The sequence below is a fragment of the Puia dinghuensis genome (genome assembly GCF_014642875.1).
In the GTDB taxonomy this organism is placed as follows: Bacteria; Bacteroidota; Bacteroidia; order Chitinophagales; family Chitinophagaceae; genus Puia; species Puia dinghuensis.
In genome coordinates this window covers 772,870-789,637 of sequence record NZ_BMJC01000001.1, presented here as the reverse complement: position 1 = coordinate 789,637, position 16,768 = coordinate 772,870, and the positions used below count along the sequence as shown (strand labels likewise).

13 protein-coding genes are annotated in these 16,768 nt (G+C 53.3%); 4 read left to right on the top strand and 9 right to left on the bottom strand.

Features of this window, described 5'->3' with window-relative positions:
- Nucleotides 1-5 precede the first annotated feature (5 nt).
- The gene (locus IEY39_RS03035) at nt 6-2,543 is read right to left on the bottom strand and encodes a YfhO family protein (protein ID WP_188928404.1); all 2,538 of its coding nucleotides are present in this window, start codon (nt 2,541-2,543) and stop codon (nt 6-8) included.
- A gap of 84 nt (nt 2,544-2,627) precedes the next feature.
- On the opposite strand from IEY39_RS03035, the gene IEY39_RS03030 reads away from it, so the two are divergent.
- Together IEY39_RS03030 and IEY39_RS03025 are read left to right on the top strand one after the other, a co-directional pair.
- The gene (locus tag IEY39_RS03030; protein WP_188928402.1) at nt 2,628-2,918 is read left to right on the top strand and encodes a hypothetical protein; all 291 of its coding nucleotides are present in this window, start codon (nt 2,628-2,630) and stop codon (nt 2,916-2,918) included.
- On the top strand, nt 2,915-3,715 hold the full coding sequence (locus IEY39_RS03025; RefSeq protein ID WP_188928400.1) for a queuosine precursor transporter: 801 nt from the start codon (nt 2,915-2,917) through the stop codon (nt 3,713-3,715). The genes IEY39_RS03030 and IEY39_RS03025 overlap by 4 nt, the downstream gene beginning before the upstream one ends.
- Here IEY39_RS03025 and IEY39_RS03020 read toward each other — a convergent pair.
- Genes IEY39_RS03020 through IEY39_RS03010 form a run of 3 tightly spaced genes read right to left on the bottom strand, consistent with a single transcriptional unit; the run spans nt 3,712 to nt 6,563 of the window.
- Nucleotides 3,712-4,209 carry a GNAT family N-acetyltransferase gene (locus IEY39_RS03020; protein WP_229688745.1) on the bottom strand — a complete coding sequence of 166 codons (498 nt, stop codon included), beginning with the start codon at nt 4,207-4,209 and terminating at the stop codon, nt 3,712-3,714. The two genes, IEY39_RS03025 and IEY39_RS03020, sit on opposite strands and share 4 nt — an antisense overlap.
- Nucleotides 4,210-4,219: 10 nt before the next feature.
- Nucleotides 4,220-4,993, bottom strand: coding sequence for a PrsW family intramembrane metalloprotease (locus IEY39_RS03015; RefSeq protein ID WP_188928396.1), 774 nt, complete (start codon nt 4,991-4,993; stop codon nt 4,220-4,222).
- Between the two features lie 31 nt (nt 4,994-5,024).
- Nucleotides 5,025-6,563, bottom strand: a complete 1,539-nt coding sequence (locus tag IEY39_RS03010) for a hypothetical protein (RefSeq protein WP_188928394.1) — start codon at nt 6,561-6,563, stop codon at nt 5,025-5,027.
- Nucleotides 6,564-6,617: 54 nt separating this feature from the next.
- On the opposite strand from IEY39_RS03010, the gene IEY39_RS03005 reads away from it, so the two are divergent.
- On the top strand, nt 6,618-9,494 hold the full coding sequence (locus IEY39_RS03005) for a hypothetical protein (protein WP_188928392.1): 2,877 nt from the start codon (nt 6,618-6,620) through the stop codon (nt 9,492-9,494).
- A 38-nt stretch (nt 9,495-9,532) separates the two neighbouring features.
- On the opposite strand, the gene IEY39_RS03000 is transcribed toward IEY39_RS03005, so the two are convergent.
- The 3 genes from IEY39_RS03000 to IEY39_RS30040 all read right to left on the bottom strand — a co-directional run bounded on the left by IEY39_RS03000 (nt 9,533) and on the right by IEY39_RS30040 (nt 13,822).
- A complete protein-coding gene (locus tag IEY39_RS03000; RefSeq protein WP_188928390.1) occupies nt 9,533-10,405 on the bottom strand; it encodes a LamG domain-containing protein in 873 nt (290 codons plus the stop codon).
- Nucleotides 10,406-10,549: 144 nt separating this feature from the next.
- A complete protein-coding gene (locus tag IEY39_RS02995; protein WP_188928388.1) occupies nt 10,550-13,240 on the bottom strand; it encodes a valine--tRNA ligase in 2,691 nt (896 codons plus the stop codon).
- 453 nt (nt 13,241-13,693) lie between these two features.
- Nucleotides 13,694-13,822: a hypothetical protein gene (locus IEY39_RS30040; protein WP_262892843.1), complete on the bottom strand. Its 129-nt coding sequence runs from the start codon at nt 13,820-13,822 to the stop codon at nt 13,694-13,696.
- Between the two features lie 129 nt (nt 13,823-13,951).
- Here IEY39_RS30040 and IEY39_RS02990 point away from each other — a divergent pair, with 129 nt between their 5' ends.
- Nucleotides 13,952-15,328 carry an exonuclease domain-containing protein gene (locus tag IEY39_RS02990; protein WP_188928382.1) on the top strand — a complete coding sequence of 459 codons (1,377 nt, stop codon included), beginning with the start codon at nt 13,952-13,954 and terminating at the stop codon, nt 15,326-15,328.
- 25 nt (nt 15,329-15,353) lie between these two features.
- Here the strand turns inward: IEY39_RS02990 and IEY39_RS02985 are convergent, their stop codons facing one another.
- Together IEY39_RS02985 and aat are read right to left on the bottom strand one after the other, a co-directional pair.
- Nucleotides 15,354-15,974: a hypothetical protein gene (locus tag IEY39_RS02985; protein ID WP_188928380.1), complete on the bottom strand. Its 621-nt coding sequence runs from the start codon at nt 15,972-15,974 to the stop codon at nt 15,354-15,356.
- 144 nt (nt 15,975-16,118) lie between these two features.
- Nucleotides 16,119-16,766 (bottom strand): leucyl/phenylalanyl-tRNA--protein transferase, encoded by a 648-nt coding sequence (aat, locus tag IEY39_RS02980; protein WP_188928378.1) that lies wholly within the window; start codon nt 16,764-16,766, stop codon nt 16,119-16,121.
- Nucleotides 16,767-16,768: the final 2 nt, after the last annotated feature.

The following is a 16,768-nucleotide window of genomic DNA, read 5'->3' as shown; positions in this document are numbered from 1 at the left end:
TTTGCTTAGGCGGCTTTTTTCGCTGGTTGGCTCCTTCTCTTCCATTCCCCGACCGCTGCGGTAATGAGCAACCCGTACACCAGCAGGCTCGACCATACGGAAAGCGTCGAGGCAACAGCATAGCTGTGCGGTTCGAAGCGGAATTCAATAGTATGCTCTCCCGCCGGGATGGCCATTCCCCGTAAAACGTAGTCTACGCGGCAATAATCGGCCTTGTTGCCATCGATAAAGGCATTCCAGCCCTTGTCGTAGTAGATCTCACTGAAAACGGCGAACTGGTTGGTTTTGCCGGAGAACTGATAAGTGAGCTTATCATTCAGGTTTTCCTTCAGCCGGATGCTGGCCGTACTGTCAGGCACGGGCGGAGCTTTCACCAGGGATTCAAATTGTTGCTGGATGATGGCCGTATCCCGTACATTGATGCTGTCCAACGCCTTCATCTCCTCATTGCCATCCTTTACATAGTGAATGGCTTTCACCAGCCAGCATGGGCCAAAGGCTGCAGGGTTCCGCTGCGCCACGGGTTGCCCGGTGCGTTGATCGCGGCCGATGAAATATTTTGTGTTGAGCATGTTGTACACCTGCATATTGCCCTTCGACAGCTGATTTTCGATGAGATCCTGGTATAGCCCTAATTTGGCGGGGGAATACCCTCCCAGGGAATTGTGGAAGTAGGAAGCGCGGGCATCCTCAAAGGGGCTCTGGGAAGACTGGTCGAAGACCCGGAAATTCTGGTCGGGGTCGCTACTGATCTGCTGGTCGGCGGGTGTAGGGCTCATGCTTGCCTCGAAATCCGCTTCGTCCGTATAACTGTCCTGGTTGAGATAGCGGGTACTGACGGCCAACAGGTCGTAGGTGCTGAGCACAATGAGCCCGGCCACAAGGATCACCGGATTTTTTATCTTGTTCCGGATGAACAAACCCAGCAACAGCGCGGCAGCCGCTATCAGCAGGATGGTACGTAACAGGTCGCTGCCATAGATGCTCTGGCGATCGGCCTGCAGGGCTTTTATCAGGGAGTTGCCGGTGGCTATCGCCTGCTGTTGTGCATCCGAGCCCGCCTGGCGTCCCTGGGACAGCTGTTGCATCTTGCCTTGTACAAACCGCTCTTTCAGGTCGCCGTCGTGTGCCCCCTTGTAGTCCGCCGAGAAATAAAAGAGCACCAGAACGGCCAGCAGGGCTCCCGTAGCGATGGCGGCCGTTTTGAATTTCTTCCACAGCACTTCGCGTGAGTCCCCCCGTGTCAGCAGCTCGTTCAGCCCAAGGGCGGCTAACAGGGGAACTGCCAGCTGCGGCATCACCAGGGCCATGGCCGGCGCACGGAATTTATTGTAATAGGGGAAGTGATCGAAAAGGAAATAGTTGAGCGAAGAAAAATTCTTGCCCCAGGACAGCAGGATACCCACGACGACAACGCTGAGCAGCCACCACTTTTGCCAGCCCTTCACATAGACGAGCCCAAAGATGAAAAGGAAGCAGATGACGGCGCCCAGGTATACAGGTCCGGAAGTGAAAGGCTGTGCGCCCCAGTAAGCCGAACCGTTGGCGTATTGCAACCCCTGTTCTTCTGGTACGGAAAACTCCTGGGCTAACTGGTCGGCGAATTTGGAATTATCGCCGATCTCTTTTCCGCCGCTGCCGCCGCCGTAGATGTCCGGCACCGCCAGGGTCAGGGTCTCACCGATGCCATAGCTCCATTGAAAAGCATAGTCCTTGCTCAACCCGTTGCGGCTTTCCAGTTTGCTGGTGCCGCTGGTAAGTTCGGTACGGCCGCCCCGCATCGTTTCCTTGGAATATTCCTGCACCGGCAGGGTGCCTACCGTACTGGTGCCAAAGGCGATGAGCCCGGCTGCCAGCGCAAGACCCAGCGACAGCATCAGCTGTTTCACCTGGCCCTTCCGGATACTGTCAACGGCATAGAATAGGGTCAGCAGACCCATGGACAAAAGCGTATAGTACACCACCTGCAGGTGCTGGGTGCCCATCTGAAAGGCAAGAAAAAGGGTCAGCAGCGCTGTCCCCGACAGGTATTGGCGGCGGAAGAGCAGCAAAAGACCCGCGACTACCCCTGGCGCATATGCCAGCGCCCACATCTTGGTAACATGACCGGTGGCGATGATCACGGGGTCATAGCTGCTATAAGCATAGGCGAGGGAGGCAAGGATGCCCACCCATGGATTTACCCGCAACACCGCCAGGAGGATATAAAAACAGATACAAGCCAGGAAGAAGAAATTGATAGGCTGGGGGAGACCCAACGTCAGGATATAGCTGAGATACTCAAAACTGAACTTCGACCGGCCCTCCATCGCGATGGTATAAGCCGGCATCCCGCTAAATGCGCTTTCCGACCACAACGGATAGTGGCCGTACTTTGCTTTGTATTCCATGGATTGTTGCGCCATGCCTTTCCATTGCAGCATGTCCGATTGATAGACTACTTTTCCTTCTAAAGCCGGCCGGCAATAAACGACAGCGACGACGAGGAAAACGACAATGGCGATGAGATGGGGAAGCGCTTTTTTCAGTATCGAAGAATTCATACCTTGCTACGTAATTATTCCGCGCAAAATAGTGCTTTTAGTGGTATTTTGCCCGCAAAACCGAATTTTTGGCTAAATATGGGAGTGTTACGCATCCTTGCAAGAGTGGCTTTTATTTGTAATATCTGTTTTCTCGTGGTATCCTTTTCCCAATGGCTCCCGCAATTTCCGGACAATGCATTGACGTCTGACGTGATCGTTCTGGGCTGGATGGGGTCGCTGGTGTTCAACGTCATCGTCAACCTGATACTGCTGATGCTCTTTTTCATCGGCAGGCTGCGGAAGACTGGTGTTCCGGTGTGGCTGCTCGTAATCAACTTCCTGTTCTTTGGCATTCAAATCGCACTTCTCATTCTCAATCGCAATCTCAGATGATTACTAATATACTAAAAGACCGTCCGACCAAACTGTTCCTGGGTTTCACCGCCTTTTTCTGTTGCAACGCGCTGATCGCGGAAGCCATCGGCACCAAATTGTTCTCGCTGGAGAAGCTGTTCGGCGTAAAACCGGCGAATTTTACGCTCTTCGGCCAGAGCGGGCTTGCCTTCACCCTCACTTGCGGGGTATTGCTGTGGCCACTGGAATTTGTCATGACCGATATCGTCAACGAGTTCTATGGACCAAAGGCGGTGAGAAGAATATCCTGGACGGCGGTGATTCTCATCTCCTATGCTTTTCTGATGTATTTTCTGACCATCTACATCCCGCCTGCCGACGTCTGGCTGCAAAGCAGCACCAAGCAGGGAGTTCCTAATATCCAGGACGCATACAGCGCTATTTTCGGACAGGGGATGATGATCATAGTGGGTAGCCTTGTTGCTTTCATGGTGAGCCAGGTCGTGGACGTCACAGTGTTTCATCATATAAAGAAAAGGACAGGCCACAAACATCTCTGGCTCCGCGCTACGGGGTCTACGCTCGTGTCACAGCTGGTGGACAGCTATATCGTGTTGTTCATCGCCTTCAGCCAGTATTTCACCTGGCAGCAGATACTGGCCGTCGGGATGATGAATTATATCTACAAATGCAGCGTCGCCATTCTGCTGACACCGCTGATCTATCTCATCGAGGGGAGGATCGAGAAATATGTGGGGCACGAAACCGCCCGCCAAATGAAGCTTGCAGCCATGGGACAAACAGAAAGCGAAGGCGCGATTCCGACAGCCGGTTAGTCCTGCGCGGGCACCGCGACTTCCATCACAAAATCGTTCATGAAATAGCCATTACCGATAGGGATGTCCTCTTCCTTTATTACGACAAACCCCATGCGCTCATAAAACTGACGGGCGGTGTTATAGCGGTTGACATTGAGCCGCAGCGTCATGGCCCCCTCGGGACGGATGGCCTGGAAAATAAACTCTATCATGCTTCGCCCCAATCCTTTTCCCTGGCGGCCGGGCAACACATAGAGCTTATGGAGCTTCACTACCCCTGGCTCTTCCAAAGCGCTCCAGGAAGCAAAACCGATGGGCTCATCGCCCTGTTCGACGATCATAAATTGCTGTTTGTCGTCCAGCATCTGGCGGCGCAGGGAGGTGGGGCTGTAGATCAGGTTCAGCATGTACTGCAACTGCTGCTGCGACACGATATTTCCATAGGTGTCCGGCCAGATCTGCTGGGCCAGAAAACCGATCGTATTGATATCATCCAGGTCAGCGGGTCTCATCGATAAAGTGTCATCCATCATTTTCAGATTGCTTATAATTTATTGGTTGGTTACTTTCTTCTCCTGTGCTTCCGGCGTCAGCCTCCGCGGCCTCTTCCTTCATCGCCTGGTGCATCCGCAAGGCCCGCATGGCCAGCCGCACTGCGATATAGAAGGTGGCAAACGCCCCAAAGGAAAGCATTCCCGTAGACAAATAGTGCGTTATCTCCCGGTTTTGCTGTACAAATAGGAAAAAATCAAAACTGCCATGAAACAATACGGCTACCAGCAATCCTTTTACCAATAATCCAAACGACCGGCCACGTTCGAACTTGGCGCGCCCGACGAGATAACCCATCAGCACAGCAAACGCGGCATGCGCCGGGATGGCGAGGAAGAAACGGGACACCCCTGTTTCCAGCCCAAACTGGCGGACATATTCGATGTTCTCCACGGTGGCAAACCCCATTCCGATCATCACTCCATATACCACGCCGTCAAAGGGCTCGCGGAAATCCCGTTTGGGATAAGCATAAAGCCGTAAGACCAGGAACTTACTGCCTTCTTCGCTAAGCGCTACAACGGCAAAAGCATACCAAATATAGGATACAATGGAGTGGCGCCAGGGCTCGGTACGCACATCTTCGGCCATCAGCTGCACCAGCAGGGCCGGCAGGGTAGCCGCCATGCCCAGTATAAATGCGATCACCAGGTGACGCATCGACTCTTTCCCGTATTTGTTGAGGGAATAGATGAAAAGACAGACGGCGATGCCCGGCGCTACGGCCAATGCAATTAAAAACATTGCCTAAAAATAGCTGAAATGCGGGAGATGATCAATTCGGTGGCGCCGGAGGCGAGGTATGGAAAAAATAAACCGCTCCGTCCCTGAAACGCAGCTCATTCACCAGCTGTTTCTGGCTCCGGATATAATCGATGTTGATAAGGTCATCATTGACGGCATCATCGAACCAGACGACGGTAAAATGCTCTTCGTGCATCATCCATTTTATGTCGGCCGCATTATCCTTATGGGGGATGAGATCAGACCGCACATCCGCAAGAAACCATAGTCCCTCGAAAGCGTCCGAATAGATATGCCCTGCTTTTTCCAGAGAATCCTTATGGGTCCGGACAAAGGTCATCGTCTCATTCTTGCGCCAGTCGTCTTCAGTGTATCCAGGTATCCCGGCGTAGTGGATACCGTTCCAGTTCTCCCGGAAGATCTGTACTTCCCGGAAGATGAAACAAACGGCGGCGGCAAGGCTGGCGGCGACAGCGACGCTCTTCCACCGGGGCGGACAGCGCTTCAGGCCTGCCGGTATCCATTGCGTACTGCCCCAGAGCCAGGGCAGGAAGAGAGGCGACAGGAGCCTGCTGTCCAGCGGCTGGAAACGGGAGACCGTGGCCGAGAACAGGATAAAGGCGGTGTACACCACGAAATAGCTAAGGGCGATGGTCTCATAGGAAAAAAAATTATTCCTGCGAACCAACCGGTAAAGAAAGATGCCCGTAATCAGCAATATGAATAGCACGCCCACCACGGTAGCCACCCGGTAGCCCAGGTTGAGGAAGGGGAGCCAGTCGCAGAAGACACTTCCCATGTCGTGGAGGTTGACGGAAAAGGGCGTCAGTCCTTTCTCCCGGTAGCCGGTGAGGGTCTGGGTAAGCTGCAAATTGCGGTATAGGTTCAGTATGAGCAGCGAGAGGGACAGAAGGCTATAGAGCGCGATATGCCCCAGCTTTCTGGCGCCCCAACGCAGGCGGCCGTCGCAAAGCATCAGCAGTCCTCCAAGTCCTGCCAGGCTGATACCCGCATAACGGGTGACACAGGATAATGCGGCGACAAAGGCCATAATCAGCAGCCAGCGGATGGAATGCGTTTGAAAATAGCCGTAAGCAACGATAAAGAAGAGTACGGACAACAGCAGGAAGATGGTTTCCGACCAGATCATGGAATATACTTCCAGCAGGCAGGGGCTCAGCAGGATGAAAATAAGAAGCAGCAGCTTATAGCCTCTTGTCACGCCGGTGAACCGGTTCATGATCCACCCGCAAAGCCAGATCAGCGTGGCGAAGAGCAACCCGTTGAGGAAGGGACCAAAAGCCAGTATTTTGGCGCCGGTGAGGAAAATAAGCCCGCAGAGGAAGATGGGGTAGAAGGCCGGAAAGTCCATCACCGGCATGTTGGTAAAGTCGTTGATCTTTCCATGATCGTGGATGTTCTGAGCCGTGCTGATATAGACGACCGAGTCGGGCGAGACCCCGATGCCGCCGTATGCGCACAACGCCTGGATGATCAGGAATCCGGCAATAGCCGCCAGGACAGCATCATAGTTGCCGGATAGTACTGAGGATCGGAAGTCGCGCTTCATAGATTCTATGCGAAAGTAAGAGATTCCGTTTGGTAAAAAACCGGATATTTGTACATGACTGCATTCCGCCTGCCTTTGCTCCTCGGAGCCCTTTTCTTGTCGACAGGTATATACGCCCAGGTATTTGGCGGTAATCCCCCTTCCCTGAAATGGCAGCAGCTCAACACAGATACGGCCCGGATCATTTTCCCCACCGGGCTGGATTCGCAGGCGCAGTTCGTAGCCGGCATTGTCCACCGTCTTGCCCGCACCACCCGGAGTACCATCGGTCCCCACCAGCGAAAGATAAACGTCGTCCTCCAAAACCAGACCACCATCGCTAACGGCTATGTCAGCCTGGCGCCTTTCCGCAGCGAATTTCAACTCACCCCCGAACAGAACAGCTTCGAGCTCGGCAGCCTGCCCTGGGCAAAGATGCTGGCCATTCACGAATACCGGCATGTCCAGCAATACAATAATTTCCGTGTAGGCCTCTCCGGCGGATTCTACTACCTCTTTGGCGAAGGCGGCCAGGCTTTCGCCAACAGTCTGTCAGTACCTAACTGGTTCTGGGAGGGGGACGCCGTCTACCAGGAAACGCTGGTGAGCGATCAGGGCAGGGGCCGCCAGCCCTGGTTCTTCAACAGCTATCGCGCTTTATGGGCCGGGGACAAACGTTATTCCTGGATGAAGCTGCGCAACGGGTCTTTCCGGGACTATGTCCCCGACCATTACCCGCTGGGCTATATGCTCATCGCCTATGGCCGTGAGCGCTATGGAGATGATTTCTGGCGAAAAGTGGGGCGGGACGCTGCCGCCTTTCATGGCCTTTTCTATCCCTTGCAGGGGGCCGTCAGGCGCTATGCCGGAGTCTCCTTTAACCAGTTTCGCCGGGATGCTTTCGATTATTTCTGCCTCCCGCTGCAGCCGCCGGCAGGGACCGCCATCCCCACCGTGGAGGCTTTTGCCCGTGCCCGGAAACATTTCTTTGCCAACGAGGAATTCCCGCAATTCCTTGGCACCGACAGCATCCTGTACATGCGGAGTAGTTATAAACGGATACCTGCTTTTGTTATCCGCGACCTGGGCAGCGGTGCAGAGACCCGCCTGCGCACCCGGTCGATCTCGCTGGACAACTATTTCTCCTACCGCAACGGCCGTATCGTCTATTCCGCCTATGAGACCGACCCGCGCTGGGGCTGGCGGGATTATGGTGTCATCCGCCTGCTGAACCTGGCGACGGGCGAGGATAAAAGGCTCACCGTCCGAAGCCGGTATTTTGCGCCGGACATCAGCGAGGACGGCCGGACGATAGTGGCCGTACAGGAGGCCACCGACGGCAGCTGCCAGCTCCACCTGCTGAATGCCACCGACGGCAGCCTGATGCGCCCTATACCCAATCCCGATGGGCTTTTTTACACCTATCCGAAATTCTATACCGGTGATAACGCCATCATAACGGCTGTCCGCAACCGCAGCGGCGAGATGTCTCTGGCACTGGTGGATCTCCACGATGGCGGGACCCGCTACCTGCTGCCTTTTAGTTATCAGACCATCGGTTTTCCATCGGTGAGGGCGGATACCATCTGGTTCACCGCCTCTCGTAACGACCAGGACAGGGTCTATGGACTTGCCGGCGGGCAGCTTTTCCGGGTGTGGCTGCCCCATGGCGACCCCCGCACGGGACAATACCAGTTTCAGGAAGGACCCGGCGGCCAGGCCACCTGGAATACTTTCACCGCGGTTGGCTTCCTGGCGGATACCGCTGGCAGTGGAAGCTTCCGGCTCCAGCCTATCGCAGAAGGGGACTGGGTAAAAGCGCCACCGGTGCAGCGTATCGATTCGCTCGAAAAAGGGCCGGCCGGACTGCTCGGCCATATCGCGCCGGGCCACTACCCGGCGACGACCTATCCGCTTGCTTCCCATTTGATCAACTTCCACAGCTGGCGGCCCTATATCAACGATCCGGACTATCAATTATCACTGGTGAGCGACAACATCCTCAATACGCTCGAGACCCAGGTGTATGGCGTCTACAATCGCAACGAACAATATAAACAGGTGGGTGTGGAAGCAACCTATGGGGGACTATATCCCTTCCTCGACGCCGGGTGGGACTATACCTTCGACCGCAATGCCTTCTATCGCATCCAGAAAGTGTTTTGGAATGAGAGCGAGACGCGGGCGGGTTTCAGCGTCCCGCTCAACTGGGCCAGCCACCTGCACTTTACCAGCCTGCAGTTTGGGTCCAACATCATTTATAATCAACGGCATTATACGGGGCTGTACAAGGACTCCTTCAACAGCCGCGGGTTTGCGTATGTCGACCCCTATATCAGTTTTGTCCATCAATCCCAGCAGGCGCAACAACAGGTGGCGCCCCGGATGGCCCAGATACTCAACCTGTCCTATAGCAATGCCGTGACGGCTTTCGAAGCCCACCAGTTTCTGGCTTCGGGCTTTCTCTATCTGCCCGGCCTGGCCTATACCCATAGCCTGCTGCTGGCTGCCGCCTTCCAACAACGGGACAGGCTCGGCAATGCCCGGTTCTCCAACAACTTCCCCTTCTCACGGGGCTATTCAGCCGAAAATTTTTACCGGATGTGGCGTGTATCGGCCAACTATCAGCTGCCGCTGTTCTATCCCGACTGGGGTTTTGGGAATATGGTGTACTTCACGCGCATCCGCGCCAACCTGTTCTATGACCACACCCATGCCATGGATTTCTACATCAACGGGGCCACCTATAATGGGATGTTCCGCTCTTTTGGCTCCGAGGTATATTTCGATACGAAATGGTGGAACCAGCTGTCGTTGAGCTTTGGCATCCGGTACAGCCATTTGCTCGACCCCGATTTTGAAGGACGCGGGTCCGATCAATGGGAATTGATCCTGCCATTGAACATCCTGTCGCAGGGATATAGCGGCCATGCGGTGAAGCCGATAGACTGAGCGCCGCGGCTTTCCGGCGCGAGCGCTATGCGGATCGTTTATTTGGTCTGGTTGACCAGCTGGGTGATGGCTTGTTGCGGCAGGGCCCTGTTGTATATCCTGATCTCATCGATGACGCCGTTGAACCAGTAGGGAGCATAGGGGTCATTGTGTTTGCCGATAAAGAGATCATAGGCGTTATCGGTCATGGCTACAGTCTTTGTATAGGACCCCTTTAATACCCCATTGACATAGAATCTCGCAGTGGCCCCATCATATGTAAAGGCAAACTTATACCAGGTGGATGTTTGTAAAGGGCTGGAATGGTCTCCTGCCCAGGCGCCGCTCCCCTGAGGGTTATTATCGCCAAAACTGCCGATTGCAAATTCGTGCTGGGTATCCACAACCGACGAGCTACAATTGTTGAGTGTATCGCTATAGCGCATGACATAGAAGCCATTCACATTATCCGGGGATCCTTTGCCCAGGATCTCATTGCCATGACATCCTCCCTGGTAGAATCCATTTATTTTCACTATCGCATAGATAGTTAAATTATCCGGGTTCAGGCTGGCGCTATTGTGCACCTGCATATAACTGGTGGAACCATCAAATAGATAGGCGTTATTCGCATGGCCAAACCGGTCAGTAGTCGGGGTTGCATTATTGAAGATGATATCGTTCTTATACCCACTGCTGTCGTGGAGGCTGCCGCCGTTGAAGTTGTAATAAGCCACCAGCCCGCTAGCGATGTCATAAAGCGTGTCATTCACCGCCACCGTATCGTTTTTGACGATAGTCGTCGTATCGTGTTTATACACGGTCACCGTATCGGAATTATTCTTTTGGCAGCCGCTGAAAGGGGCTACGGAAATAAAGATCAGCGGGGTAACGATAACTACGACTAGCAGGGAGCTAAGGTATTTTAACATGGGTATTCGTTTGGATAATGATGTGCTAAAATAATAGGAACCCTTGATATGTTTAAGAATAAGGAATATCTGCCGCGAAATAAGCATAACTGCGTGCAAAAGCCGCTTGTCTGAGTTCGTGCGATGTCACCAGGACAAGTCCGGTCACGGCATCTTTCCCAGGCTTTCTTCGATCGCCTTGATCTTTAATTCCGTGTCTGCTTTCTTTTTTCTTTCATTATCAATGACTTCTGGCTTTGCATTTTGCACGAACCGCTCGTTCTGCAGTTGTTTATTGAGCTTGTTGAGGAATTCATTCAGCCGCGCCAGTTCCGCCGTAAGTTGGCTTTTCATGGCGCCGCTGTGGGCCTCGTCCAGCTTGCCTGGATCGAGGTAAAATTTGTTCGTACCAATGAGGACCATTTCCAGGTTTACCGGCCGGCCGGTGCCCTTATCCAGGTCGGCAAGAGAAGCCTTGCTGATAGTCGCGCTGGCGATAGCCAGCATCGGATCACAGACAGCGGAGGAAAAGAGTTCGGGGTTTTCCGTATAAATGGTCGTTGTTTCTTCCCGCTTCTTGCCCAGTTTGGTCCTGAACTCCCTGATCTTCGGGATCAGCTCCTTCAGTATCTCGGTAGTCCTGATCTCGGCGTCCTGCACCAGGTTCGTATTTATCGGCGCGAAGAGCTTTACACAGAGGTCGTCTGTCCGGTCGCTGAGCAGATGATAGAGCTCTTCGGTGATAAAGGGTGTGAAGGGATGCAACAGTTGCATTAAATCTTCAAAGAACCGGATGGTCCTGTCGTAAATGTCTTTTGAGATGGGTTGTCCGAATCCCGGTTTTACCCATTCCAGGTACCAGCTGCAGAAGTCGTCCCAGATGAGGGAATAGAGTGTTTTCAGGGCCTCGCTCAAGCGGAACTCGCTGAATAATTTGTCAATGTCTATCCTGGTTTGCGTTAACCGGTAGTCAAACCAGCGGACCGCAAAGTGTTCGGCCGGTGCGTTGTCCATGGAAAGGCCGTTGCTTTCCCACATCTTCAGCAGCTTCAGCACATTCCACAGCTTGTTATTGAAATTCCGGCCTTGCTCGAGCGCGGCTTCGTCGAACAGCAGGTCGTTGCCGGCAGGGGAGGCGATCATGATGCCAAAGCGGACGGCGTCAGCGCCATACTTGTCGATCAGCGCCAGCAGATCTGGGGAGTTGCCAAGGCTCTTGCTCATCTTGCGGCCCTGGTTATCGCGAACCATGCCAGTGAAATAGACGTCCCGGAAGGGGATGCGTTGTTCCATGGGCAGGCTGTCGGGGAAATAGTAAAGGCCGGCCATGATCATCCGCGCAACCCAGAAAAAGATGATATCCTGTCCCGTCACCAGTACGGAAGTAGGATAGTAGTAACGGATATCGGCATTGCCGGGGTTGGTGATACCCTTAAAGACTTCGATGGGCCAGAGCCAGGAAGAGAACCAGGTGTCCAGGACGTCTTCGTCCTGCCGGAGTTCGGTCTCGGTAAAGGCCGGTTTGCCCGCAGCGGAGAACAGCGCATAGGCCTGCTCCCGGGTCGCCGCCACCTGGAAACTGCCGTCGGGGGCATACCAGGCGGGGATCTGTTGTCCCCACCACAATTGCCGGGAGATACACCAGTCCTTGACATTCTCCAGCCAGTATTTATAGGTAGCCATGAACTTGTCGCCGGGATGGATACGGATATGCCCTTCCGTCACCGCCTTCAGCGCCGGTTCGGCCAGTTCCTTCATCTTTACAAACCATTGCGTGGAGATGCGGGGTTCGACGACGGCATGAGTACGCTGGGAAAAACCCAGCCTCGTCATGTGAACTTCCTCCTTTTGGATAAGTCCTTCCTCCTTCAACTGTTGGATAACGGCCTTACGGGCGGCAAAACGATCCATTCCGACAAACACCTCCGCGGCAGGGCTTAGCGTCCCATCATCGTTCAGGGTGTCGACGATCGGCAGGGAATGTTTCAGGCCCAGGTTATAATCGTTGATATCGTGTGCCGGTGTCACCTTCAGCGCACCCGTGCCGAAAGCCGGGTCTACGTACTCGTCGAATATGATGGGTACCCGCCTGTTAACCAGGGGGACTACTGCAAAGGCGCCGGCAAGCCCCTTGTATCTTTCGTCATTGGGGTTGACACAGATGGCCGTATCGCCCATGATGGTCTCCGGACGTTGTGTCGCGATGGTGATGCTCCTGCCGAGCGATTTGCCCGTGGCGTCCGTCAATGCATAATCGACATAGTATAGTTTGCCCTGTTCATCCTTATATTCGACCTCTTCGTCGCTGAGGGCCGTCTTTGCCTGGGGGTCCCAGTTGATCATGCGGGCGCCGCGATAGATGAGACCTTTGTTATAGAGATCGATAAAGATATCGATGACGGCAGTATAATAGTCCGCATCCATGGTGAAGGCGACACGGTCCCAGTCCACGCTGCAACCCAATCTGCGAATCTGCTGGTAGATGATGCCCCCATATTTATCCTTCCATTCATAGGCATATTTCATGAACTCCGGGCGGGAAAGCTGGTTCTTGTCGATGCCTCGTTCTTTTAGCATGCCGACCACCTTTGCCTCCGTAGCGATGGAAGCATGGTCGCTGCCGGGTACCCAGCAGGCGTTGAAACCGCTCATCCGCGCCTTGCGAACCAGGATATCCTGCACCGTTTCATTGAGGGTATGGCCCATATGAAGCACCCCCGTGACGTTGGGTGGTGGGATCACCACGCTATAGGCGGGACGCCCATCGGGCTTGCTGTTGAAATAACGTTTGCTCAGCCAGTGTTCGGACCATTTTTCCTCTGTCGCGGCCGGGATATAGTTCTTGCTCAGTTGCATGTTCATTCAATTATTAGCCCCAAAATGGTTTGCAAAGGTACGAATCAGGCAAAAAAAAATTCCCCATGACTGGGGAATGGTTTGAATTTTTTTACGCGTATATAGGCCGCCATGCAGAAACAAGGGCGGGTAAGAACTGTTCTATCGTAAGCCTATGCAAACCAATACAGGTAGGACAGGAACATCACCAGCGCAATAAAACCGATGGCCAGTAATGCAGTTTTCGCTGTTTCTCCGAGATGGATGGATTGAAATACCTTTTTCATAACAAATTTTTTAGGGTGAAACCAAATGATTAAAATAAATGGGTTTCAAAGGGAATCGGAAATTTGAAGAAAACGGTTTCTCAGTGAAGTTGGCGTGGAAGGTTGCCTGTCTGAAGGTCGTAGAATAAGCAGTACTATCGCAAAAATAGTACATTTTTCGAGATCAGGAAATACTTTTTTACCCCTTCTAAGACATTGTAAATAAATACGCAAAAGACAGAATGGCGGCGAAATAAAGGAATGCGGTGATAAAAACCATTACAGTACTTTCTTTTGCCTGGCCTTCTTCAGCCTTGAATGTGTCCATTTGTTCCATACAGATTTGGATTTAGGTTAAATAATCAAAACGCCACAGGTGTATTCCTGTGGTCCATTCATAAGGGTACGGAACAAAAATCTTACCTTTACAGACCCACCTTTGCAATAGGGTCCGGGGGTTGAAAGCATGTATGCGATAGTCGATATAGAGACCACCGGGGGTTATGCGGCTAATAACGCCATAACAGAAGTTGCTATTGTGTTACATGATGGGAATCGGGAGCTTAAGCGTTATGAGACCCTGGTCCGGCCCGGTATGACCATCCCCCGGTATGTCCAGGCGCTCACCGGCATCTCCGACGAAATGGTGGCAGGGGCGCCTTCTTTTGACGAGCTAGCGCCTATCATCTATGAATGGCTGAAGGATGCGGTTTTTGTTGCGCACAATGTAAACTTCGACTATTCCTTTCTCCATAGCCAGCTGAAGGACTGTGGCTTTCACCTTGACAGCCGGAAGCTTTGTACGGTGAGGCTTAGCCGGAAGGTCTTTCCCGGCGCCCCGAGCTATAGCCTGGGCAATATCTGTCAGCATCTTGGCATCTCCATCCCCAACCGGCACCGTGCGGGCGGCGACGCCAACGCCACCGTCCTGCTCTTCGAGAAGATATTGCAGGCCGGCGGCCTGGAGGTCATCCGGGGAATGTTAAAGGGTAGGAACAAGGAGCAATACCTGCCGATACACCTGCCTGCCGAACAGCTCGATGGGCTACCCCAGCTACCCGGCGTTTATTATTTTCACGACCAGAAGGGGAAAGTGATCTATGTCGGCAAGGCCAAGAACCTGCGCCACCGGGTCAGCAGCCATTTTTCCAATAATAAGACGGGCAAACAGAAGCAGGAGTTTCTTCGCAACATCTATTCCATCTCCCATGAGATCACCGGTACAGAACTGATGGCCTTCCTGTTGGAATGCGTCGAGATCAAGCGTCTCTGGCCGGTGTATAACCGAAGCCTGAAACGGTTTGAACCCTCCTATGGCCTGTACGTCTACGAAGACCGTAACGGCTATTCCCGGCTGATCCTTGAAAAGCGGAAGAAACAGTTGCAACCCATCTATACTTTCTCCCTGCTGCTGGAGGGCCAGAACCTCCTGCGGAAATTGATCCGTGAATACAATCTCTGCCCCCGGCTGTGTTTTATCCAGAAAGGGGACGACACCTGTGAAGGCATCCGAGAGGGCTACTGTAAGGGGGCTTGCGAACACCAGGAGCCGCCGGAAAGCTATAACGCGAGGGTAGAAGAGGCCATCTCCGCCCTGCTGAAAAGCCTGCCCAGTTTTACGTTGATGGATCGTGGCCGTCATGCCGAAGAAAAAAGTTGCATCCTCATCGAAAAGGGGCGGCTTTACGGCATGGGCTATCTGCCAGCGGACACAGTGATCTATGACACCACCGATCTCAAATCCTATCTCACCCGCTATCCCGAGAATGACTATATGCGGGGTCTCATCTATGCTCACGCAGAGCGATGGCCTTCTAAAATAATAAAGGGGCCCATCGGATAAGATGGACCCCTCGCAGACGAAGAAGTTATTTCCTTCCACCACCAAGGAAGAAGCCGATCTTGATACCGGCATAGCTGTTCTTGCCAGTCGTTACCAATGTGTTGCCGTAACCGTCACTGGCCGTTATCGTGGTTTTGCCGATGAAATTGTACTCAAGGGCGAGCCGGAAGTGCCTTAATTCAAAACCCACGCGGGTCATACCACCGAATTTGGTGCCCGCAGTCTGGCTGACAGAGGTGTTTTGCCCGTTGACACTGAAAGACTCGCTGGCGAGGCTATAAATACCCGTGCCGGCGCCGACAAAGGGACGGAAGATAATGCCGGGCAGATAATAGTCGCATGTTGCCAGATAGGAAGCACTGGCCGCTACATTGCCGCTGGCCACTACACTGGAGCTGCCTTGCTGGCTGCTGCTGGATACGTAGCCGCGACCCGTGATGGCCGCTTCGAGCCGCAGGCCTACAGCCAGTTTGCTGATGGGCGAGAACTTGGGTTCCAGGGCGAATAGCACACCGGCCTTTGAGCCTGTTCCCGCCGGAATGGCCGCACCGGCGGAGATGTCTACTTTGAAGGGATTGAAGAGCTGTGCGTTGACTACGGTAGTAAAAAAGAGAAGAGCAAATCCTGCAAAAAGGATCTTTTTCATGCTTAATGGTTTTTACGGGTTATTAGATAAAAAAGCGAATCCCCAATACTAGGTGGATTCACTTGAGGCAAGTATATTCGAAATTTATTGCATATGCAATGTTGCGGGAATCGATTCTTTTACAGGTAGGAAGAAAATGCCTTGTCAGGGTATAAACCGATCGAGCAGCGTGATAAAATCTTCGCGGGCGATCATTCTTGCGCCAAGGCTTTCCAGATGCTCGGTATAGACCTGGCAGTCGATGAGCATCACGCCTTCTGCCTGCAATTGTTGTACATAACGGATAAACGCATATTTACTGGCGTTGCTGACCTTGCTGAACATGCTTTCACCAAAAAATACCTTTCCCATCCGGACACCATATAACCCGCCTACGAGGTCTCCTTCATACCAGGCTTCCGCGCTGTGGGCAATTCCCGCTTCATGCAGCCGTGTATAGGCCGCCTTCACCTCATCGGTGATCCAGGTGCTTTCCTGGCCGCGCCGGGCGATGGTCTTGCAGTTGGTGATCACTTCGCTAAAGGCCGTATCCGTCCGGAAGTCAAAGATATTTCGTTTGTGAAGCTGTTTCATGCTCTTGCTTTCCTTCAGCTCTTTGGGAAAGAGTACAAACCGCGGATCGGGACACCACCATAGAATATGCTGGCCCTCATACCAGGGGAAGATGCCGTGGCGATAGGCCAGCAGCAGCCTTTCTATCGACAGATCGCCGCCAATAGCCAACAACCCGTCGGGTTCGGCCAGATGGACGGGGGGAAAGAGAAGCTCATTATTTAAGATGAAAAGGGACATGG

Bases quoted from the DNA above. Each gene is read 5' to 3' on its own strand.
- IEY39_RS03025 (WP_188928400.1), top strand. From the start codon at position 2,915: ATGATTACTAATATACTAAAAGACCGTCCGACCAAACTGTTCCTGGGT.
- aat (WP_188928378.1), bottom strand. From the start codon at position 16,766: ATGTCCCTTTTCATCTTAAATAATGAGCTTCTCTTTCCCCCCGTCCAT.
- IEY39_RS03020 (WP_229688745.1), bottom strand. From the start codon at position 4,209: ATGAGACCCGCTGACCTGGATGATATCAATACGATCGGTTTTCTGGCC.
- IEY39_RS03010 (WP_188928394.1), bottom strand. From the start codon at position 6,563: ATGAAGCGCGACTTCCGATCCTCAGTACTATCCGGCAACTATGATGCT.
- IEY39_RS02985 (WP_188928380.1), bottom strand. From the start codon at position 15,974: ATGAAAAAGATCCTTTTTGCAGGATTTGCTCTTCTCTTTTTTACTACC.
- IEY39_RS02995 (WP_188928388.1), bottom strand. From the start codon at position 13,240: ATGCAACTGAGCAAGAACTATATCCCGGCCGCGACAGAGGAAAAATGG.
- IEY39_RS03015 (WP_188928396.1), bottom strand. From the start codon at position 4,993: ATGTTTTTAATTGCATTGGCCGTAGCGCCGGGCATCGCCGTCTGTCTT.
- IEY39_RS30040 (WP_262892843.1), bottom strand. From the start codon at position 13,822: ATGGAACAAATGGACACATTCAAGGCTGAAGAAGGCCAGGCAAAAGAA.
- IEY39_RS03005 (WP_188928392.1), top strand. From the start codon at position 6,618: ATGACTGCATTCCGCCTGCCTTTGCTCCTCGGAGCCCTTTTCTTGTCG.
- IEY39_RS03035 (WP_188928404.1), bottom strand. From the start codon at position 2,543: ATGAATTCTTCGATACTGAAAAAAGCGCTTCCCCATCTCATCGCCATT.
- IEY39_RS03000 (WP_188928390.1), bottom strand. From the start codon at position 10,405: ATGTTAAAATACCTTAGCTCCCTGCTAGTCGTAGTTATCGTTACCCCG.
- IEY39_RS02990 (WP_188928382.1), top strand. From the start codon at position 13,952: ATGTATGCGATAGTCGATATAGAGACCACCGGGGGTTATGCGGCTAAT.